General features: G+C 51.0%; 19 protein-coding genes and 2 riboswitches. Of the genes, 11 read left to right on the top strand and 8 right to left on the bottom strand.

Going from position 1 to position 19601, the window contains the following annotated elements:
- Positions 1 to 298: 298 nt before the first annotated feature.
- The 4 genes from NYR52_RS12290 to NYR52_RS12275 form a co-directional block, all read right to left on the bottom strand.
- A complete protein-coding gene (locus tag NYR52_RS12290) occupies positions 299 to 595 on the bottom strand; it encodes a hypothetical protein (protein WP_132222630.1) in 297 nt (98 codons plus the stop codon).
- Between the two features lie 89 nt (positions 596 to 684).
- Positions 685 to 2178: a protein kinase domain-containing protein gene (locus tag NYR52_RS12285; RefSeq protein ID WP_259435737.1), complete on the bottom strand. Its 1494-nt coding sequence runs from the start codon at positions 2176 to 2178 to the stop codon at positions 685 to 687.
- A 307-nt stretch (positions 2179 to 2485) separates the two neighbouring features.
- Positions 2486 to 3943, bottom strand: a complete 1458-nt coding sequence (locus NYR52_RS12280; RefSeq protein ID WP_259435736.1) for a hypothetical protein — start codon at positions 3941 to 3943, stop codon at positions 2486 to 2488.
- A 119-nt stretch (positions 3944 to 4062) separates the two neighbouring features.
- Complete coding sequence (locus tag NYR52_RS12275; protein ID WP_132222624.1) at positions 4063 to 5793, bottom strand: aromatic amino acid hydroxylase; 1731 nt, start codon at positions 5791 to 5793, stop codon at positions 4063 to 4065.
- 224 nt (positions 5794 to 6017) lie between these two features.
- Here NYR52_RS12275 and NYR52_RS12270 point away from each other — a divergent pair, with 224 nt between their 5' ends.
- Both NYR52_RS12270 and NYR52_RS12265 read left to right on the top strand, forming a co-directional pair.
- Entirely contained in the window at positions 6018 to 6845 is an 828-nt protein-coding gene (locus NYR52_RS12270; protein ID WP_259435735.1) for an aldo/keto reductase, read from the top strand.
- A gap of 48 nt (positions 6846 to 6893) precedes the next feature.
- A complete protein-coding gene (locus NYR52_RS12265; RefSeq protein ID WP_259435734.1) occupies positions 6894 to 7724 on the top strand; it encodes a TatD family hydrolase in 831 nt (276 codons plus the stop codon).
- A gap of 56 nt (positions 7725 to 7780) precedes the next feature.
- Here NYR52_RS12265 and mtnA read toward each other — a convergent pair whose 3' ends face one another.
- From mtnA to NYR52_RS12250, 3 genes are all read right to left on the bottom strand, one after another.
- Positions 7781 to 8827, bottom strand: coding sequence for an S-methyl-5-thioribose-1-phosphate isomerase (gene mtnA, locus NYR52_RS12260; RefSeq protein WP_132222618.1), 1047 nt, complete (start codon positions 8825 to 8827; stop codon positions 7781 to 7783).
- Entirely contained in the window at positions 8820 to 10040 is a 1221-nt protein-coding gene (gene mtnK, locus NYR52_RS12255) for an S-methyl-5-thioribose kinase (RefSeq protein WP_259435733.1), read from the bottom strand. Before mtnK ends, mtnA begins: the two co-directional genes overlap by 8 nt.
- A gap of 69 nt (positions 10041 to 10109) precedes the next feature.
- A riboswitch (SAM riboswitch) is annotated at positions 10110 to 10272 on the bottom strand.
- A 155-nt stretch (positions 10273 to 10427) separates the two neighbouring features.
- Entirely contained in the window at positions 10428 to 11210 is a 783-nt protein-coding gene (locus NYR52_RS12250) for a carbon-nitrogen family hydrolase (protein WP_132222614.1), read from the bottom strand.
- 105 nt (positions 11211 to 11315) lie between these two features.
- Between NYR52_RS12250 and NYR52_RS12245 the strand changes: the two genes are divergently transcribed.
- From NYR52_RS12245 to mtnD, 5 genes are all read left to right on the top strand, one after another.
- The gene (locus NYR52_RS12245; protein ID WP_259435732.1) at positions 11316 to 12503 is read left to right on the top strand and encodes a pyridoxal phosphate-dependent aminotransferase; all 1188 of its coding nucleotides are present in this window, start codon (positions 11316 to 11318) and stop codon (positions 12501 to 12503) included.
- Positions 12504 to 12563: 60 nt separating this feature from the next.
- A riboswitch (SAM riboswitch) is annotated at positions 12564 to 12722 on the top strand.
- 65 nt (positions 12723 to 12787) lie between these two features.
- Positions 12788 to 14005, top strand: a complete 1218-nt coding sequence (locus NYR52_RS12240) for a 2,3-diketo-5-methylthiopentyl-1-phosphate enolase (protein WP_259435731.1) — start codon at positions 12788 to 12790, stop codon at positions 14003 to 14005.
- Complete coding sequence (locus tag NYR52_RS12235) at positions 14002 to 14664, top strand: 2-hydroxy-3-keto-5-methylthiopentenyl-1-phosphate phosphatase (RefSeq protein WP_132222608.1); 663 nt, start codon at positions 14002 to 14004, stop codon at positions 14662 to 14664. The genes NYR52_RS12240 and NYR52_RS12235 overlap by 4 nt, the downstream gene beginning before the upstream one ends.
- Entirely contained in the window at positions 14661 to 15311 is a 651-nt protein-coding gene (locus NYR52_RS12230) for a methylthioribulose 1-phosphate dehydratase (protein ID WP_259435730.1), read from the top strand. Before NYR52_RS12235 ends, NYR52_RS12230 begins: the two co-directional genes overlap by 4 nt.
- 12 nt (positions 15312 to 15323) lie before the next feature.
- Positions 15324 to 15836 (top strand): acireductone dioxygenase, encoded by a 513-nt coding sequence (gene mtnD / locus NYR52_RS12225; RefSeq protein ID WP_132222604.1) that lies wholly within the window; start codon positions 15324 to 15326, stop codon positions 15834 to 15836.
- A 48-nt stretch (positions 15837 to 15884) separates the two neighbouring features.
- Here mtnD and NYR52_RS12220 read toward each other — a convergent pair whose 3' ends face one another.
- The gene (locus NYR52_RS12220; protein ID WP_132222602.1) at positions 15885 to 16073 is read right to left on the bottom strand and encodes a hypothetical protein; all 189 of its coding nucleotides are present in this window, start codon (positions 16071 to 16073) and stop codon (positions 15885 to 15887) included.
- Positions 16074 to 16334: 261 nt separating this feature from the next.
- On the opposite strand from NYR52_RS12220, the gene NYR52_RS12215 reads away from it, so the two are divergent.
- The 4 genes from NYR52_RS12215 to NYR52_RS12200 all read left to right on the top strand — a co-directional run bounded on the left by NYR52_RS12215 (position 16335) and on the right by NYR52_RS12200 (position 19420).
- Positions 16335 to 17435: a M24 family metallopeptidase gene (locus tag NYR52_RS12215; protein ID WP_259436765.1), complete on the top strand. Its 1101-nt coding sequence runs from the start codon at positions 16335 to 16337 to the stop codon at positions 17433 to 17435.
- Positions 17436 to 17605: 170 nt separating this feature from the next.
- The gene (gene ybiA / locus NYR52_RS12210) at positions 17606 to 18055 is read left to right on the top strand and encodes a riboflavin biosynthesis intermediates N-glycosidase (protein WP_259435729.1); all 450 of its coding nucleotides are present in this window, start codon (positions 17606 to 17608) and stop codon (positions 18053 to 18055) included.
- Between the two features lie 367 nt (positions 18056 to 18422).
- Positions 18423 to 19013 (top strand): DedA family protein, encoded by a 591-nt coding sequence (locus NYR52_RS12205; RefSeq protein ID WP_132222599.1) that lies wholly within the window; start codon positions 18423 to 18425, stop codon positions 19011 to 19013.
- A 227-nt stretch (positions 19014 to 19240) separates the two neighbouring features.
- Complete coding sequence (locus NYR52_RS12200; protein ID WP_022736705.1) at positions 19241 to 19420, top strand: hypothetical protein; 180 nt, start codon at positions 19241 to 19243, stop codon at positions 19418 to 19420.
- The last annotated feature ends 181 nt before the right edge of the window (positions 19421 to 19601 follow it).

Genomic DNA, 19601 nt, shown 5'->3' with positions numbered 1-19601 from the left:
CCGGTTAGTCAACAGAAGGATATGGAAGTATATTCACGAAGAATGGATAAATCTGCATGAAACCGCTTTTAGCCCCGATTTTTCTAAACCAAAAAAATAATCGAACCGTAAAAGAACGATTCGATTAAGGTTTGCAGATGTTCCGTTATACCATGATTATGGGAGAAGGTGCGGGCATATGTGGCGAAACAAGTTGGCCGGTAGAAGAGACGGCATCCCTTTCCCAATGAGTGATTTTATACGTGTGAAGCGAATGGGAAACAAAGGTAGAGCCGCTGGCCTATGTATCGGACACGCCCTAGTAGTTGTAGGTGATTTGGTACATCGTGAGCACGCTTTCACTGTTCATGCTACGGATATAGAATCGGTAATCACCAGCGATCATGTTGGTGAATGTGACGGCATTTGCTGTCTTGGTCAGTGTTTTGGTGATTTTTCCACCGCCGATCCTTTCCACGGTGATATCGTAGACGTAGTTGATGCAGGGCGCAACGCCTGGAATCCAAACCTTGATTGCTTTGCCGGCTTCGACCTGGCCGTTGAACACCAATGCGTCTCCTTCACTGATATTGGACCAATTTTGGATAACGTTCATCTTACCTGCCCCTTATACAGAGATGTGAAATGAAAAGTAGTCAGGGCTATTATATAATATTATTCATTTTGTGAATAGTATAGGAAATATTAACTTCTCCTGGTTACTTTCGTGTTGGGGTATCCAGCGTTTCTTACATCTTCTGCGCGGGCATTGGCCAATTCTTCATCGTCAAATTCGCCGGCCGAGACCACATAGACGGTGCCCGCATCACCGTTCTTTTCGTAATAATGGGCCGGAATGCCCTTGCTATTTAAAGATTTGACGCATTCATCGGCTTGAGCTTGCTCCGCGAACCGATCGACAATGACCACGTATGTAACTGGCGCCGGCTCTTGTGGCACTTGCGGCTTCTCTTGTCCGGGTTCTTGACCGTGCGGTCCTTCGTTTGCGGGTTCTTCTTTCACAGTGTCGTGATCAGGGTCCTGCAGGACAGGCACTGGTTCGTCGACCTCTGTTTGCTTACTTTGCTCCTTGTGGCCACTGTTTTTTTCCTTCCATGCTGTTGCTTCCGGCTTGACGTTTTGCAATGCCTGTTCGTTGGGCTCAGGAGGAGGTACTTGCCCAGTTTGCGGCTTTTGGAGCGCTTTTTCGCCGCTTACATTGAAATAGACAAAGCCTGAGATGAGGAAAAGGGGGATAATCCCCATCAGCGCAAACCGGAAAAATTTGCTCGGCTTGGTTGTTGCCACCGTCGCCGAAACGAGCGGTTGGTCTTCAGCGCTTTCTCCCCTGTTGATTGGAAGCGCCAGCGCGCGTGTCGGGGCGGTCAAGGCTTGTTGCAGGGCTTGCTTGAATTCTTCTGCTGATTGGTAACGGTCTTCCGGTTTTTTCGCCAGTGCTTTGTAGATGATATCGCATAACGCTGCCGGCAAGGCTTGGTTTTTGCCGCGTGGGTCTGGTACGGGATGTTGCAGGTGTTTTAGCGCGATGGCCACTGATTGGTCTGCATCAAAGGGGACGTCACCTGTGACCAATTCATACAGGACAATCCCCAGCGAGTACAAGTCTGAGGAGTAGTTGAGTTCTTGCCCGCAAGCCTGCTCCGGCGAGAAATAATGGACCGAGCCCATCACGGTGCCCGTTTTTGTGTATTGTGTTGCCGCACTTAGCAAACGAGAAATTCCAAAGTCGGTGATCTTGTAAGTTCCGTCGGCCGTCGCCATGATGTTGTGCGGCTTGATGTCCCGGTGGATAATCCCATGCTTGTGGGCGTGGGCCAAGCCGTCGCAAATTTGCATCACGATGGAAATCGCTTCCTTGGCAGGCAGGGGGCCTCGTTCTTCAATCAGATCGCCGAGGGTGGGTCCTTCGATCAGCTCCATGACCATGTAGTATAAGTTGTCTTCGTTGCCGATGTCGAATACATTGACGATGTTTGGGTGGGAAAACTTTCCTGCTGTCTGAGCTTCGCGAATAAATCGCTTAATTGCGGGTTCGCCTTCGTGCAACTTTTGATTCATGATTTTAATTGCTACATCGCGATTGAGATGATGATCCTTGGCCTTGTATACGACCGCCATCCCGCCTTCGCCCAAGAGATGGAGAATTTCATACCTCCCGCCGAGCTGTTTTCCTTCCACTGCTATCACCTTTCTGGGATGAAATCGTGCCGTCCCTATTTTGTGAATGAGTTGCAAACATTCCTGGAAAAGGTATTTTATACATAATAGATAAAGAAAAGATCGAATTGCGAAAGTTTATTCAACAAATAGTCAAGTAGTATTTGTTGGGGACGGGATAAGGACTATACTTGAGTCAGAAATGAATCTGATACAGAATTAGATATTTTATTTTCGCGCATATGGAAATATTTCCTGCCAACCTTTTGTGAAATTTGGAAGAGATTGAGAAGAGTGGCATTTATAAGTCAAAAGCAAACGAACCCATTCAGGTTCGTTTGCTTTTTTTCATCAGCCGTACCAAGAACCACGCGACAAAGCCCAAGGCGGTGGCGGGAATGAGGAGGAACAGGACGCAAAACCAGACAAACTCTGCGCTACCGACAGTGGGCAGGCCGGAGCCGGCAAATTTTTCAAAGATGCTCAAACCGTCAGCGATGGTTGAAACGAGGACAAAGGCGAAGGATAGTACAACCACCCAGGTGTTGAAACGCGTTTTCAAGTCTTCTTCACGCTCTTTTTCTTGTTTGGCTGCCTCCTCTTGCAATTGGCTTCGCTTTTGTTCCTTCAATTGAACCATCTGCGACAGAGAATCCAGTTCAAAATGCAGTTCTCCCAGCAACTGGTCAATGTGTAGATTGGTCTGAAAAAGGTTGTACACGGCCGTGTGGTGGGAGGTATTAGACACCTGCTTGAAGACCGACCGCAATTTGAACAAGATGATTTTCTCTTTCAACTCGGTGATGAGCCGGGCATCTTGCAGATACTGTTCCATCCGTTGGTGTAGCGACAAGTTGTGATCGGTTGTGCTGGTACCACTGAGCAGCGATTCGGAAGCCAGCATGGAGAAGTGCAATAAGGCGTAACGTTGGTGCAGGCTCAGCAGATAGAGATAAAAGTAAGTAGATTTCACATGGGGCAGGTAATTCATCTTGAAATATTTTTCGTTCTGAGGGTGGTTGCCGATAAAGGCCAGATTGGCGCAACCCTCCAAGGAGATGCCCCAGTAGCTGTTGGCGTACAATTGCAAAACTTCGGGATTGCCATGAGGGTGCTCATCCTGCTTGTTCGGGCTGTAACTGTCGGTATAGGTGCGACGCATCCAAAACAGAAGCGGCCCAACTTCCTCTTCTGACAATGGTTCATCCAACAGATAGGATTGAAAGACCAGTGCTTGAAACGGGGCATTCAAGTGGCTTGCTTCAAAGAAGGTGGTTACTTTCAGGGGAGCGAGCAGTTGTTGGGTCAGCTCGCGCAGATGGAGTTCCACTTGTTCCCCCTTCAGCAGATAGACGAGGCGCATTTTGCTGTTGTACAACTTTTTCAATTGATGGTTGGCTTCGATCAGCCGGTGGATGTCAGTCTGTTTGGGGTAATGGATGTCCAAAGTCAAAAAACCGACATTGCTCTCGAAGAGGGTGCATTCCACCTGGTTAATGGTGAGTTTGATGTCCGGCATGAATCCATTGGCAAAAGTCAAATAATGATTTGTTCCGGGCGGCAGGCCATGCGTTTGGCGCCCCTCTTTCGTGAGGTGATAGCGCTTGCCGATCACAAACGGGTATGATTCGGTTGATACCAATTTTTCAATATGAGTGAACAGACGATTCATATGTAAGTCTTTCGGCTCCCACCATTTACTTTGCTCCAGGGCCAACGTTGCTTCGGTGGCTTCATAAGCAAAAGGAACAATCAGGCGGGAGAGTTGTTTTATTACATGTGCCATAATCCATTGCCACTCCCATCCGTTGTCATGCTTTTTCTCCTAGCTAACCACAAATACGGGACGGGGGCAATCTAAAAAAGAACCCGCCCAAATGACTTGTGGCGGGTTAGAAAAGAGGGTTATCGCTTCGACACTACCGGGCAATCGATCAAAGTGATGCCATTTTGAATCAGTGAATCCAGGGCGGGATTGGCTTCCCGCAAGGTGTCCAGTTGTTCCCGCAAGCGGGTGACCCAAGGTTTGATCTGGTGCTCGGAGACGATCTCCAATATCTCCAGACGCAACAACCAATCTTTGGGATAATGGTGATCCAGCATCTCCATGATATTGCTTAAGGAATGGATGTCCCGCTGTCCTTCGCGGACTTCGCGAACGGCTTGATAGAGGTGATCCAATGTGGACAAGGCGGGGGCAGGATCGTCTTCTCCTTCGATGGCGGCGCTCACTTCATCGGCAAAATAGGTTTCTGGATCAGCCGCGCCAGCGTATACGGACGTGATGTGGCTACCGATGGCTAAATCGTAAGTTCCCCAATCGGGATGGAACAAGAGGTGGTCACCGCGCATGACGGAACATTGCTCAAATGACAGCAGAATCAGACGGCCGTTGCGGAAGATGGCGTCTTTTAGGATGCCTTTGAGCTTAATGCCACTGGTGTAATGAAGCTCCAGCTCAGTGCCGGGCGACCACCCGTCGTTGGCCCAGCGGTCAGAAGTCATCTCTTCCAACGGACAGGGCAGATCGCGCACATGGCCAATCGGTGCACCGAAGCCGTCGCAGTGCGTCGCTTTTCCATGGCCGGGCAAGGTGCACCCCTCAAAGGAAAGGGCGGTTGGTCCGGCAGTGCGCAAGTAGATCGCTTCTCCTTGTTCGTCATAGATCAATTCAGTAAAGACGCCGCTTACCTGCAGGCCTGAATTAAATTCGGCGGTGGCCAGATGGGCGGAACGCACTGCTTTTTGCAAGCTGGCGGTGCCTCCAACCCGAAAGGCCATCCGATCAGCGAAGCGCTCAACGGCTTCACTAAGTTCATCGAAATCCCGACAGACAAACAGTTGCGGTTGTGGTTTGGTGACATCGTAATCGGTTTGAATACATGCTTCCAAAGAAAAAGGAAGCTTGGTCACTTCCGGGGAGAGGCAGGACCGGCCTTCGCCGATGGAGGATAACAGTCCGGCGCCGTAGATTTTGGGATTATTTAAGTCGCCGATCAAGCCGTATTCCACCGTCCACCAGTACAGGCGGCCGATTTGGGTCGCTTCGGAAACCTCTGTCGCCGCGGCGATTCTCTCTTGCAACGCCTGTTCCGCGTCAGCGATGATGTCAGGGGTGGAACGGGGATCTTCCATCACGATCGTCAAGTGCCGCGTCGCTTCAAACACCTCATGTTCTTCTCGGTTCGCCAATGCCTTGGCGCCGATTTGTCCGAACCGTTTGACATAGTCGGCATATTTTTCGTCGGACAGGATCGGCGCATGGCCCGCCGATTCGTGAATGATATCGGGAGCCGGCGTGTACTGTATGTGTTCCAGCGTGCGGATCTCTGTAGCAATCGGCAACAGGCCACGAGCTTGGAAGTCAAAAAAGGCCACACCAGGAATTAAGCCGTTGATGGGAACGGCTCCCCAGCCAAACGGTTTCAAACAGGCATTCATTTTCTCGACGCTGGGGATTTGTTCTATATCAATGCCGGTTTTTTGCAAGCCACTCACATATGCTTGGTGGGCGGTATGCTGAAAAAAGTGGCGGTTTTGTCTCATCACGTATCGCCAAACAGCCTGGTTGACTGGAGTGTAACGTTGGTACTGCTGCTTGGCGACATAAGGTTGTAAATGAGCGGGTATGTTCATAATCTTTCCTCTCCCAAAATACTTTAGCACTAAAAAGCGTATAAGCTAAAAAGCGTTAAAGTAATTATAGGAGAGAAAAAGGGGACTGTCAATGCAAGGATGAATAAAAAGCATGAATAAATAGAATGTGTTTTTGGGAACTTTCTTTTTTCCAGTACCTTATGTTTAAATGGTAATAGAGGGGTTCTCCCTTCGCAGAGGAATCTGAAACGGGGGTTTTGCTGATGAAACATTTATCTGATGCGACCGTATTACATAATGGAGTGAAAATGCCTTGGTTCGGCCTAGGCGTATGGAAAGCAAAAGAGGGAGAAGAAGTGGAAAATGCGGTTAAGTCCGCAATCGCAGCGGGTTACCGTAGCATCGATACCGCCGCGGTGTACCAAAATGAAGCGGGTGTCGGTGCGGCGATCAAAGCGGCAGGAGTTCCCCGTGAAGAGTTGTTTATCACTACCAAGGTGTGGAATGCCGACCAAGGGTATGAGTCCACGCTGCAAGCGTTTGAAGCAAGCCGAACCAAGTTGGGACTGGATTATGTTGACTTGTATTTGATTCATTGGCCGGTAAAAGGAAAGTACAAAGAGACATGGAAAGCGTTGGAGAAATTGTACAAGGACGGGAAAGTACGGGCGATTGGAGTGAGCAACTTCCAAGTTCACCATCTGGAAGATTTGATGGCTGATTGCGAAGTGAAGCCGATGGTAAACCAAGTTGAGTTTCATCCGTACTTGGTGCAAACGGAGTTGCGGGCTTTCTGCAAACAGGCAGGCATCCAATTGGAGGCGTGGAGTCCGTTGATGCAAGGGGAGGTGTTCCGTGTCCCGCTTCTGCAAGAATTGGCGGAGAAATACGGCAAAACCCCCGCTCAAATCGTGTTGCGTTGGGATTTGCAACATGGCGTGGTCACCATTCCGAAATCGGTTAACCCCGAACGGATTAAAGCGAATGCCGATGTGTTTGACTTTGAATTGAGTGCGGAGGACATGGCGCGCATCGATGCCTTGGACAAACACCATCGCTTCGGTCCCGACCCAGACAACTTCGATTTTTAAGCGCATGGCAAAACATCCCTTGGTTTCCCGCCAAGGGGTGTTTTCACAATGTGGTCTAGGTACCGGGAACAACTGACAGAGACGAGACAACCCAAAGGAGCCAAACCAATGTTGTTTGACGCCCATATCCACCTTGAAAAATATGATGACGATGAAATAGCTACCATGTGCGCCGATCCCTCCCTTGTGGGGATGATTGCCGTGTCCATGGATCATGCTTCCTCGCGCCGAACCTTGGCTTTGAAAAAGCGATGTCCAGAAAAAGTGTATGCTGCATGCGGTTTCCACCCTGAGCAACCTATGACGGAGCAGGAAGCTTTCATGGCTTGGATTGAAGAGAAACAGCAGGAGATCGACGCCATTGGGGAAATCGGCCTGCCTTATTATCTGCGGCGAGAACGACTTGCCCAAGGGATGGACTGGAATGAGGATACATATCTGTCGGCGCTGGACCAATGGCTTCGCTTGGCTGAACGTTTGCACAAGCCAGTTGTTTTGCACGGGGTGAGGGAAGATGTGCGGACGATTTTGTCTTACCTTGACTGCTATTCGCTTCCCAACGTGCAGTTTCACTGGCTGAAGACCGACGAAAACACATTGTGCCAACTGGCGGAGAGGGGAATCTACGTTTCTTTCACACCGGATCTATTGTATAAGGAAGAAACGCGGAAAATCGCGACTGCCTACCCACGCCACCTCATATTGCTTGAAACGGATGGGCCTTGGCCGCATGACGGGCCTTGGGCGGGAATGCGCACCCATCCTCGCATGCTGGAACGGGTATTGGACGAACTGGCCATCCTCCGCGGTGAGGAGAGCGAACCGTTGCGCCGGGCGCTCATTGAGAATGCGCGTAGGTTCATCGGGTCAAAGGGATGAATTCACCATACCGCCGACAAAAACGTAAATCCCCCCAAGGGTGCCGGGGGGATTGGTTATTTTAAAGCAGGTTCAGATTGTTTTAACTTGGCCAAAGCTTCCTGATAGTTGTCGCGCACGATCCCTTTTTCTGTGATGATGGCGCTGATATAGCGGTGCGGTGTTACATCAAAAGCCGGATTGAACACGTTGGTGCCGCTGGGAGCGACCGGATGGCCGTGAAAATGGGTGATCTCTTCCGGTGCGCGTTCCTCAATCGGGATGGCGTCCCCTGTCGCCGTCTCGAGGTCGATCGTGGACAAGGGAGCGGCGACATAAAACGGGACACCGAATTCTTTGGCCAGAATCGCCAACCCCAGTGTGCCGATTTTGTTGGCAGTATCCCCGTTGGCCGCCACTCGGTCGCAACCGACGATGACAGCAGAGATCGGTTTGGTGGCCAGCGTGTGGGCGGCCATGCTGTCGCTGATCAGGGTGACATCTACTCCCGCTTGTTGCAATTCCCACGCGGTCAGGCGGCTGCCTTGCAACAAGGGACGCGTTTCACAGGCATAAGCCGACAAGTGGATATCGCGTTCTTTAGCCAGATAAAGTGGGGCCAGGGCCGTGCCGTAACGGGCAGTGGCAATCGCCCCTGCATTGCAGATGGTGAGAATGGTATCCCCATCGTTCATAAGCGACAAAGCGTGTTCGCCGATGCGTCTGCACACATCCTCGTCCTCTTTTTGAATGGCGAGCGCTTCATTTTCTATCAGTTGCCGGGCTTCGGCCACGTCGGTAGCCGTTGCCGCTCTGGCGACGACCCGATCCAGCGCCCAGAACAGATTGACTGCCGTGGGGCGGGATGAAGCCAGATAATCGCGCTCCCGCCGCAACGATGCCAAGAAATCAGTCAAATTGGTTGTTGAGGTACGATTGGCCCATACAGCGAGAGCGAAAGCGGCGGCCATGCCGATGGCCGGTGCCCCCCGCACCTTCAACGCCTTGATGCATTCCCATACCTCCGCGGTCGTCGTGCAATGAACATACACAGTATCATGGGGAAGGCGTTGCTGATCCAATATCCGTACATGATCACCGTGATACGCAATCGATCTAAGCATGGGCAACCCCCCTGATCGACTCGGACAAGTGCGTGATCCGCGTCAGTTGCCGGCGCTGCTTGATCAATACGCTTCCCAAGGTGAGCGCTTTGTCTTTCAGGCGCAATTGTGTTTCCTCGTCGGAGATGGAGTCAAGATCAGCCACATGGGCCAACCCGATGGTGCGGCGGATCACTTCGCAACCCGCAAAGCCGATGGTATCTTCCAACAAGCGCTCGAAGAAATCGTCTTCTACACCGGCCACCCGCATATAGACATCTTGCCCTTTGGTCTGCCAGAGGTGGGTGAATTGCTCCTTGAACCGTGTCCAAGTTTCTTCGATCACTTCCAGCAGATACTCTTGGAACGTTCGCCGTTGTTGCGGGTCCGGGCTGTGGTGGAAGTGGGAGAGATAATTGAGCGCGAGATTGGCGAAGAATTGCCCGATGTCAAAAGCGATGGGGCCATAATAGGCGAATTCGGGATCGATCACCTTGGTCGAATCAGTGGTGACGAAGATGCTGCCGGTGTGCAAATCCCCATGCACCAGTGCTTCAGCTCGGGTTAGGAAAGCATGTTTCAACTTCGCGGTTTCCCGTTTCAGTTCCAGATCGTTCCACAGCAATTCGACAGAAGATTGCAATGCTTTTGGGAAATCGTTGGTTTCGTGATTGAAGAAAGGATCGGTGAACACCAAGTCTTCGGTGATTTTGCACAATTCCGGATTGATAAACGCCCGCACCTGTTCCTTTTTGTCCAAGGGACTAAGGAAGAAATCGCTGGTGTGAAACAGCGTTTGCGCCAGGAAAGTAGCGATGTGCTCGGCTAGCTTGGGGTAGACCTGCCCTTGTATCAAGCCTTTGCGGAGGATCACATGATCAGAGAGGTCCTCCATGACTGTGCAAGCCAAGCGCTCGTCGGTATGGTGCACTTTGGGGACAAGCGCCGGCACGTACTCTGCCGCTCTGCGCAGCGCCTCGCTCTCAATCCGGGCACGGTCTAAGGTCAGCGGCCAGCTTTCGCCGACGACTTTGGCGTAGGGCAAGGCTTGCTTGACGATCAAAGACTTGCCTGTAGCTGGTTCTACCACATGAAAGACGTAGTTTAAGTTCCCATCACCGATTTCTTTGATCTCCAATTGATTCACATCAGCAAAATGGTTTAACGGCGCAACGACTTGAACCACTGTTTCCGTTGTCAAGGGATGGTATCCTGCATTGGCGTGCCCGCCCATTGGAAGTCCTCCTTTGGGCATATAAAAAGAGCCTCTTCCTATCAGAGGCTCGGATCATTCGTTCCAAGCCTCTTATCTCGCAAAACGGGATGTTTTGCTGGAATTAGCACCGTGCCTTGCGTGGTTTTCACCACGGCTCCCTCCTGTTGACGGGCGCCCCATCTCACGATGGTATTACGGTCGGTTGCTGGGCTTCATCGGGCCATTTCCCTCCACCTGCTCTGGATAAGAGACTGCTTCCATATGCCGTTGTCTTTAGATTGATAAGGGAATGATACACCCTCACGCAGATCATTGTCAATCATATTCATTCATTTCGGATGAGATTAGTTTCATTTGGTGATTCTTTATATTTTTTTCTGAAGGGCATTCCGTAGCCAAGGTGTTTTAATATAATTCTGGGCGTCGGTCACTGAAAATGGGGATGCGCCTACGGATTTGTGGAACCTGCGCAAGATCGATCTCCGCCACCAAGGTTTCTTCCTCAGGGCCTGCTTCGGCCACGATCTCTCCCCAGGGGTCGATGATGAGCGAATGGCCGGCGAAGGCATTGTCAGGATCATTCCCCACACGATTGCACGCGATGACGTAGCATTGATTTTCGATTGCCCGGGTGATGAGCAGATGGCGCCAATGCGCGAGCCGTGGCATCGGCCATTCAGCGACGACGAACAGCACCTGTGCTCCAGCAACGACATGTTTTCTGATCCATTCGGGAAAGCGAATGTCATAACAGATGACCCCGGCGCAAGGAATGCCATCCAGCGCGAAGGAACCCATTTGTTCGCCGGGCTGTAGGTATTTCTCTTCGTTCATCAGGCGAAAGAGGTGCACTTTGCGGTATTCACCCACTTGTTCACCGCGGCGGTCAAAGGCGATGAGTGTGTTCCAGGTGCCGTCTTCTTGTCGTTCGGCGACTGAACCGGCAATGATGTGCACGCCGTGTTGCCGAGCGAGCTTGGACATGAACGCTTTTGTCTTCATAGCCATCGGATCGGCGATCTCATCCAAACGGGTTAAATCATAACCGGTGGTCCACAATTCCGGCAAGATGATCACATCCGGTTTGTCGGCGGCCGCGGCGGCGATTTTTTGTTCAGCCATGGCCATGTTTCGTTCCGGTTGCCCGAAGGCGATATCCATTTGAATCACAGCACATTTCCATTTCATAGGAGATGCATCCTCCCAAAAAAGACTTTGACAGATTCCCCACAACGATATAACATAACTGATTAGAATTTCAAGAACATTTCCCAGAGAGTGGATGTGAGAATCTTGAGCAAATTTCAGCGTGCGGAAGCGTTGGATCGCTTGCCGGAGCAATTTTTTGCCCGCTTGGTTGGTCAAGTTGGCCGTTTGCAGGCGCAAGGGCATGACGTGATTAATCTGGGTCAAGGCAATCCTGATTTGCCGACTCCCGCGCATATCGTGGATGCGTTAAAGCAGGCTGCCGATAATCCGCAACATCACAAATATCCGCCGTTTCGAGGCCACGCGTTCCTCAAGGAGGCGGTCGCACAATTTTACTTACGGGAGTACGGGGTGAAGCTAAATCCCGAAACGGAAGTGGCAGTGCTGTTTGGCGGAAAAGCAGGGTTGGTGGAAATCTCGCAATGTTATCTCAACCCCGGCGATGTCGCATTGGTGCCCGATCCGGGCTATCCCGATTATTGGTCGGGGATTGCCATGGCTGGCGCTGAGATGGCGCTGATGCCGTTGTTGGCTGAAAATCGGTTTTTGCCTGATTTTGCTGCCATTGATGAGAAAGTGTGGGACAAGGCCAAGCTGATGTTTCTCAATTATCCCAACAACCCGACAGGCGCCGTAGCCAATGCTGAATTTTTCGCCGAAGTGGTGAGCCGGGCCGAGCGGCACGATGTGCTGGTCGTTCATGATTTCGCGTACGCCGCGATCGGTTTTGACGGATTGAAGCCGATGAGTTTTTTAGAGACACCGGGTGCCAAAGAGGTAGGCATTGAGATTTATACGATGAGCAAAACCTACAACATGGCCGGTTGGCGCATTGGATTTGCGGTGGGGAATGAGCAAGTGATTGAGAGCATTCAGTTGCTACAAGACCATTTTTATGTCAGCTTGTTCGGCGCGATTCAGCAGGCAGCGGCGACTGCACTGACGGGTTCGCAGGATTGTGTGCGCGAATTGGTAAGCACATACGAAAGACGCCGCGATGCTTTTATCGACCGGTTGCACGAGCACGGATGGCAGGTGGAAAAACCAGCCGGCTCCTTCTTCTGTTGGCTTCCGGTGCCGGAGGGGCATAACTCGCTCTCGTTTGCTAACTTGCTGTTGGAACGCGCCCATGTTGCCGTCGCTCCCGGATTGGGCTTCGGACAGGCGGGGGATGGTTATGTGCGGGTGGGCATGCTGGACAGCGAGAAGCGTTTGATTGAGGCTGCTGACCGGATGGCGGCGTGCTGCCCTGCGAAAAACGGATTGACATAAGCGCATGGGTATGTGATAATGACGGGGAAAATTGAAAATTGAAACGGAATTATGTTATTTCTCTCATCAAGAGCCGGCGGAGGGACGAGCCCGATGAAGCCCAGCAACCGACCGTAATGCCATCGCGAGATGGGGCGCCCGATAAGATCAGGGAGCCGTGGTCCATAACCACGAAGGCACGGTGCTAATTCTTGCAGCGAATCAGCTGAGAGATGGGAGGAAGTGGAGTCTGTGGATCATCCCTTCCTCGCGAAGGGTTTTTTTATTTGTGAGGAGTGAGTGGTATGGGTCATGTGGTGGCGACATATCTTGTGCACGAGCAAAAAGCAGACTTGCACAAAAAAGCGGAGAGCATCGCACTGGGGCTTACAGTCGGTTCGTGGACCAACCTGCCGACAATTGAACAAGCTCAATTGGAGCGACATAAGGGAGAAGTGGTGGAAGTGGCCCCGCTCCCGACTGACGGTGAGGGCACAAAAGGGCTGATTTCAATCAAATATCCTGCGGCAAATTTCTCCTTAGATTTGCCAGCGATTTTGACCACGGTATTTGGCAAGCTTTCGCTTGACGGCGAGATCAAATTGGTGGACCTCACCTTCTCCCCGGAGGTGGCAAGCGCTTTTCCAGGACCGCGATATGGCATTGACGGCATTCGGCAAACGCTCGGCGTGACGGGCAGGCCGTTGGTGATGAGCATCTTCAAGGCCATGTTGGGCCGGGATCTGTCCTATTTCCAACAGCAGTTGCGCGAGCAAGCCCTGGGAGGCATCGACTTAGTCAAAGATGATGAGATATTGTTCGACAACCCCCTGACCCCTTTTAAAGAGCGGATTCGCGCGGCCAAGGAAGTGCTTGGTGCCACCGAGTCGGAAACAGGTCACAAGACTTTGTACGCGGTGAATCTGACCGGACGCACATCAGAATTGAAGGAAAAAGCGAAGCGGGCGGTTGCATGGGGGGCTGATGCCCTGTTGTTTAACGTGTTTGCCTATGGGCTGGATGTGCTCATCGAACTGGCGGAAGACGAGGAAATCACCGTGCCGATCATGGCCCATCCCGCCGTTTCCGGCGCGTTTACCTCTTCATCCCGTTACGGTCTGGACCGGGCGCTTTTGTTGGGCAAGCTCTTGCGTATGGCCGGGGCCGACTTGGTCTTGTTTCCATCCCCTTACGGAAGTGTTGCGATCCCTCAGCAGGATGCGTTGGCGATTAAAGAGCATTTGTTGGCGGAATCGGATATCCACCGCCGGGCGTTTCCTGTTCCTTCTGCCGGGATTCATCCGGGATTGGTACCTGCGCTGGTGCGTGACTTCGGCATAGATTGTGTTATCAACGCGGGAGGGGGCGTACATGGTCACCCTGACGGAGCAGTGGGCGGCGGCCGCGCGTTTCGGCAAGCGATTGAAGTGGTGTTGGCTGGTGGAGAACTGAGTGACGTAGACGATGCCCGGCCGGAGCTGGCCAAGGCGCTATCTTTGTGGGGAGGAGCGGGGCGGTCATGAGCAAGCAGCCGATCTTGTTTTGCGATTTCGATGGCACAATAACAGAGACAGACAATATCATCGCCATTATGAAAAAGTTTAATCCGCCCGGTTGGGAGGCGATCAAGGAGGATGTGTTGGCCCAGCGCCGGTCGATCCGTTCAGGCGTGGGGGAAATGTTTGCCATGTTGCCCTCCTCCTTAAAAGAGGACATTGTGCAGTTCGTGCTGGAACATGCCCGCCTGCGCAGTGGATTCCCCGAGTTTGTCCGTTTTGCCCAAGACCATGGCATTCCGCTGTACATTGTCAGCGGAGGCATTGATTTCTTTGTCCATCCCATGCTGGAAGGGCTTGTAGATCAGGCCAACATTTATTGCAACGGCAGTGACTTCAGTGGGGAGACGATCCGCATCTTGTGGCCCCACGCCTGTGATGAAAGTTGCCAAAATGATTGCGGCTTGTGCAAACCGGCCATTTTGAAACAGTATCCCAAAGAACGGTACCATCGCATCGTCATCGGCGATTCCATCACTGATCTGGCCGCGGCCAAACAGGCAGATGAGGTGTTTGCACGCGATTTCCTAGTAAAGAAATGTGAAGAGTTGGCTATCGCCCACACACCCTTTAACACGTTTTACGATATTATCTCATCCCTTGAGCAAAAGGGGGTTGTCGCATGAGTGTAGTAGCCCGAAAATGGCAGGAATTGACTGAAATCAAAGATGAGTTGGCCAGTCGGGACTGGTTTCCCGGAACCAGCGGTAATCTGTCGATCAAGGTGAACGACAATCCTCTGCTATTTCTAGTCAGTGCCAGTGGCAAGGACAAACGCAAACGGACGATGGAAGATTTCCTGCTCGTCGATGGCGAGGGAAAGGCGGTGGAAGACACCGGACTAAAGGCGTCCGCGGAAACCTGCATTCATCTGGAGGTGTACCGCAACACGACCGCGGGGTGTTGTTTGCATGTGCATACGGTGGATAACAATGTCGTGTCTGAACTGTATGCAGAGCAAGGGTTTGTCACTTTTCGCAATCAGGAACTGATCAAGGCGTTTGGCATCTGGGAAGAGGATGGTGAGATCACCGTACCGATTGTGGAGAATTTTGCCGATCTGCCCACGTTGGCCAAAGAAGTGGCCGGGGTGATCGAAACCAGCACCAAAGCGGTGTTGATTCGCAACCATGGTGTCACCGTGTGGGGCAAAGACGGGTTTGAAGCGAAGAAACATTTGGAAGCATTGGAATTTCTGTTTTCTTACCATTTAAAAATGTTGATGTTGCAACCGCGGTGGACGGCTTCCCCCGCGACTGCGGCTCACGCATAGGAGGAATGGATCATGGCAGAATTGCGTTTTCATGACAACGATCAGAGAGTGAGTCACCCCGATGAGGTGAGCACATATTTGAACAGCCAAGGCATCATTTATGAAAAATGGGACATTACGAAGTTGCCCGCGCGGCTCAGTGATAAATACAATTTGGACGAAGAAGAGAAAGCGGAGATTATCCAAACGTTCCGAAAGGAGATCGATGATTTGTCGGCACGGCGTGGCTATGTGACTGAGGATGTGATTTCTTTGTCCGAGGCCACCCCCAACTTGGATCAGTTGTTGGAAAACTTCAAAGCTGAACATCACCACACCGATGATGAAGTGCGGTTTATTGTGAGCGGCCACGGCATTTTTGCGATTAAGGGGCAGGATGGCCGATATTTCGATGTAGAGCTGGAGCCAGGTGATCTGATTTCGGTGCCGGAAAACACCCGCCATTATTTCACGTTGATGGCAGACCGGAAAGTGGTGGCGGTACGCATCTTTAAAACCAAAGAAGGTTGGACACCGATCTATTAACCAAAAAGCAGCTTCTCTCATAGGAGAGAAGCTGCTTTTTTCGTAGATTCACCATTGAAACGAAGATTCCCCGTCTTGGTGATCCAAGTCGAGCGGATGGCTGAATGTGTCTGGTTCGTCATTCAGCTTTTTCAAACAAGATTGGCAAACCAAGACGTTTTTACCTTTCTTCGTCAAACGCGCTTCGTATTTGGCGGCCACTTTTCCGCAGCTTTCACACAGATACGTTTTCTTCATCAGTGATCCCCCCGTAAATACTCATGAGTTTACATGCCATGCAAATGGGAGTGAGCCCGAACAGTCAGCTGGGAAAGCATCCGAGTATAATAAGAATTATTTTCCCGGAACATTATATGCTTAAACCAGATTATATCGATCATATTTGAAAAATTTTTATGCGTGTGTAAATGATCCGTTTCGTTATAATAAAAGTTAGTGATATCTTATGACTACATAAATTCATTGGCAGTTCGGCCATGGTATAGGAGTGTTTTGATGATGGAACGTAAATGGGAAAACATCTCGCAATGGTTGAAACAGGAGGGGGTAGAGATGGCATTTGTCCATTCCACTCCAAATGTTTTCTATCTCACCCGCTTCTTGTGCGATCCCCATGAACGGTTGATGGGCGTCTTTCTGTTCCCGGAAGCGGACCCGTTCCTCGTTTGCCCAAACATGGAGCAAGCACGGGCAAGGGCGGCTGGCTGGACTGAACAGATCATCGGTTACGATGATGCAGAAGATCCATGGTTGATGATTGGCGAGGCGTTGCGCAAGCGGGGAATTGAGCGCAATGCCACCATTGCGGTCGAAAAAGAGTCGTTGCCCTACGCTCGTGCAGAAGCGCTACTCAACGTTGTGCCAGGGGCGTCTTTCACGGCAGTGGACGCACAGATCAACCAAATGCGTCTGGTGAAAAGCGCGGATGAGCTCGTTATTTTGAGACAGGCAGCTTTGATTGCCGATGAGGCAGTGCAAGTGGGCTTGGATGCACTGGAGCTGGGCCGCACTGAGTTGGAAGTCGTGGCTGAGATCGAATTGGCTATGAAGAAAAAAGGAATCCGGGAAATGTCCTTCCCCACCACCATTCTGTTTGGAGCCAACTCCGCTTTGCCCCACGGCACACCTGGCGACCGGCCGCTGAAAAAGGGAGATTTTGTCCTGTTTGACTTGGGCGTCGTGTTGGATGGTTATTGCTCTGACATTACGCGCACGTTTGTATATCAGGAAGCCAGCGAGGAACAACGCGCCATCTATGACGCCGTGCTGACTGCGCAAGAGGCGGCGATCAATGCATGTCGCCCTGGTGTGCGGATGGGTGATGTGGACTTGGCAGCTCGCAACCTCATCAGTGAACGCGGTTACGGCGAGTATTTTAACCACCGCCTTGGCCATGGTCTGGGAATTGGCGTGCATGAATTTCCTTCGATTCATGAACGGAACGACGACCCGTTGTTGACCGGCATGGTGTTTACCATTGAGCCGGGCATTTATGTTCCGGAAGTGGGCGGTGTCCGGATTGAAGATGATGTTCACATCACGGCGGATGGAGTGGAGTTGTTGACCCGGTTCCCGAAAACGTTCCAAATCATCGATTGACGATAGGTAAACCATATCACGAATTGCCAGCGGCGCACTACCATGTTGTCAGATGATGTGACAAGCGCGTTGCAAATGGCGTCAGGAGGAGGCAAGCTTGGCAGAGCAGGATGCTCCGTTCGCCTCCTCTTTTTGATTTGCAAAACACTAGTTGTAAGGGGGGCGCGGCTGTGGCGATCTCATTTTATCGCGTGAACGAACCATATGGTTGTTTCTCCAATTTTTCCCCACATCCGATTGTGCTGGATGGGAAAGAATGGCCAACTACCGAGCACTATTTTCAGGCGCAAAAGTTTGTGACGACGGCGCCAGATTATGCAGAGAAGATCCGGTTGGCGCCGTCACCTATGAAGGCGGCACAATGGGGGCGTTCCCGAAAAGCGCCTTTACGGTCAGATTGGGAGTCGGTGAAAGACGATGTGATGCGGCGTGCGGTTTATGCCAAGTTTAAAAGCCATCCGGAAATTCGTGATGTGTTGTTGGCGACGGGTGAAGAGAAGATCGTGGAGTTGACGACCACGGATATGTATTGGGGCGTCGGCAGTGATGGGACGGGAAAAAATCGATTGGGCATCATTTTGATGGAGGTGCGTGAGCGTCTGCGTCAAGAGTTGACGTAGTCTACATGGCCAACGACAACGGCTTATTCGCTGTTGCTGGTCGAAACGTGTCAAGGGTTGTTCACTATCACCTGCTCTTATGACCTGCTAAAATAAAATGGTGAGATCATGAAATGGGTTGTGCGGTGATAAACAATCATGCTCGTTGGTAACACACATGATTGTGAAAGAATAGACAGAACGGAAGATGTGGGGATGATTCCAGAAGTGTGCGGGACACGCCAATTGTTGGGAGATGCACCGGGAGGTACCCGATGTGATATACTGATTCTAGATTCCCTAAAAATGAAATTTTGTGCGATCATGAATATAAATGCGCGTGTAAACGTTTTGCAGGCAGGCTAACAAGACAGCAGGGAGTGGACTTATGCTACAAATTGCTTTGGATTTTTTGGCTAAATGTGGAATGTGGGGGCTATTTGTGGCCACGGCGATTGAAGCGTCGTCGTTGCCCTTTCCAGGAGCTCTTTTCGTTCTGATCTACGGTTACCTGATGGATGTTAGCCCATGGACCCTCGTCCTGATCTCCGCTATCAATAGTGTTGTATACGTTGCGTTCAGTTTAATTCCTTTTTATCTTGGCACCCGGATTGAGAAGTTTTCCAAAAAGAAATTTGACCAGAAAAAGATTGAAAAAGCGCAAATGTGGTTCAAAAAATACGGGGAATGGAGCATCACCCTGTCCCGCCCAACCGGGTTTGGTAACTATATTTCTTATATTTCGGGCATGAGCCGCATTTCACTGTGGCGCTTTATCGTGTTTAGTTATCTGGGGGTTTTTCCATGGAACACCGTTTTGCTGTTTGTCGGGCGAAAGGGGAATTTGGACACGGTTCAGCATTTTCTTGATCTCATGGAGAAATTTGGTTACATTTTGGCAGGCGTGGTCGCTTTGGCGTTTGGCGTCTGGTATCTTATCAAAAGAAATAAACAGAGTACGCAATGTGAAAAAGGCTAAATTGGCAAAGGAGCCAGCGTGTAAAACCAGCGAACATGTTGTTTGCTGGTTTTTTAGTTGGCAGGACGGCATTTGTCTTGTCAATGATCTGGATGCAACTGGGACGAAGACAAGCGTTTTGTTTCTGATTTATGTGAATGCTTGATGAGAATGGGAAGAACCGCTTGCATCCTGTATTCATAACCAGCAAAATAAGAGGGAGACAATGGAGTTGGAGGAATGGATACATGGCAACATACCGATTGGAACGAGTTGGAGAAATGCTTGAAGATAAAGGATACAATGTGATAGAGACGGAAGCGGAAGAAGTGATCGCTTGGTTCCAGTACTTGTCTGACGCGGACTTGTTTCTGGCGGTTCTCGCCGAAAAAGAGCGGATGGAAGCGGAGGAGGGACAATCTTCGTAACAGTGAACCTGATGAATCACCACTGCGTCGACATGTGTGGATGCTTCTGGGATGTGTCTGGCAAATCAAGTTGGCAGGGAATAAGCAGAGGAACCCCCTTTTCTTGAGCAACGCCTCACCACGTGGGAAGCGGATGAGAAAATGGTTTTCGAGCTGCTGGCCTATTCATCAGACACGTCTT

Source organism: Laceyella sacchari, assembly GCF_024927925.1.
GTDB lineage: Bacteria > Bacillota > Bacilli > Thermoactinomycetales > Thermoactinomycetaceae > Laceyella > Laceyella sacchari.
Note: the sequence above shows the minus strand (reverse complement) of the source record. Positions and strands in the feature narration are given on the sequence as shown.

Coding starts and splice junctions, on each gene's coding strand:
- NYR52_RS12290 (WP_132222630.1), bottom strand. CDS start 595: ATGAACGTTATCCAAAATTGGTCCAATATCAGTGAAGGAGACGCATTG.
- NYR52_RS12280 (WP_259435736.1), bottom strand. CDS start 3,943: ATGGCACATGTAATAAAACAACTCTCCCGCCTGATTGTTCCTTTTGCT.
- NYR52_RS12275 (WP_132222624.1), bottom strand. CDS start 5,793: ATGAACATACCCGCTCATTTACAACCTTATGTCGCCAAGCAGCAGTAC.
- NYR52_RS12270 (WP_259435735.1), top strand. CDS start 6,018: ATGAAACATTTATCTGATGCGACCGTATTACATAATGGAGTGAAAATG.
- NYR52_RS12265 (WP_259435734.1), top strand. CDS start 6,894: ATGTGGTCTAGGTACCGGGAACAACTGACAGAGACGAGACAACCCAAA.
- mtnA (WP_132222618.1), bottom strand. CDS start 8,827: ATGCTTAGATCGATTGCGTATCACGGTGATCATGTACGGATATTGGAT.
- mtnK (WP_259435733.1), bottom strand. CDS start 10,040: ATGGGCGGGCACGCCAATGCAGGATACCATCCCTTGACAACGGAAACA.
- NYR52_RS12250 (WP_132222614.1), bottom strand. CDS start 11,210: ATGAAATGGAAATGTGCTGTGATTCAAATGGATATCGCCTTCGGGCAA.
- NYR52_RS12240 (WP_259435731.1), top strand. CDS start 12,788: ATGGGTCATGTGGTGGCGACATATCTTGTGCACGAGCAAAAAGCAGAC.
- NYR52_RS12235 (WP_132222608.1), top strand. CDS start 14,002: ATGAGCAAGCAGCCGATCTTGTTTTGCGATTTCGATGGCACAATAACA.
- NYR52_RS12230 (WP_259435730.1), top strand. CDS start 14,661: ATGAGTGTAGTAGCCCGAAAATGGCAGGAATTGACTGAAATCAAAGAT.
- mtnD (WP_132222604.1), top strand. CDS start 15,324: ATGGCAGAATTGCGTTTTCATGACAACGATCAGAGAGTGAGTCACCCC.
- NYR52_RS12220 (WP_132222602.1), bottom strand. CDS start 16,073: ATGAAGAAAACGTATCTGTGTGAAAGCTGCGGAAAAGTGGCCGCCAAA.
- NYR52_RS12215 (WP_259436765.1), top strand. CDS start 16,335: ATGGAACGTAAATGGGAAAACATCTCGCAATGGTTGAAACAGGAGGGG.
- NYR52_RS12205 (WP_132222599.1), top strand. CDS start 18,423: ATGCTACAAATTGCTTTGGATTTTTTGGCTAAATGTGGAATGTGGGGG.
- NYR52_RS12200 (WP_022736705.1), top strand. CDS start 19,241: ATGGCAACATACCGATTGGAACGAGTTGGAGAAATGCTTGAAGATAAA.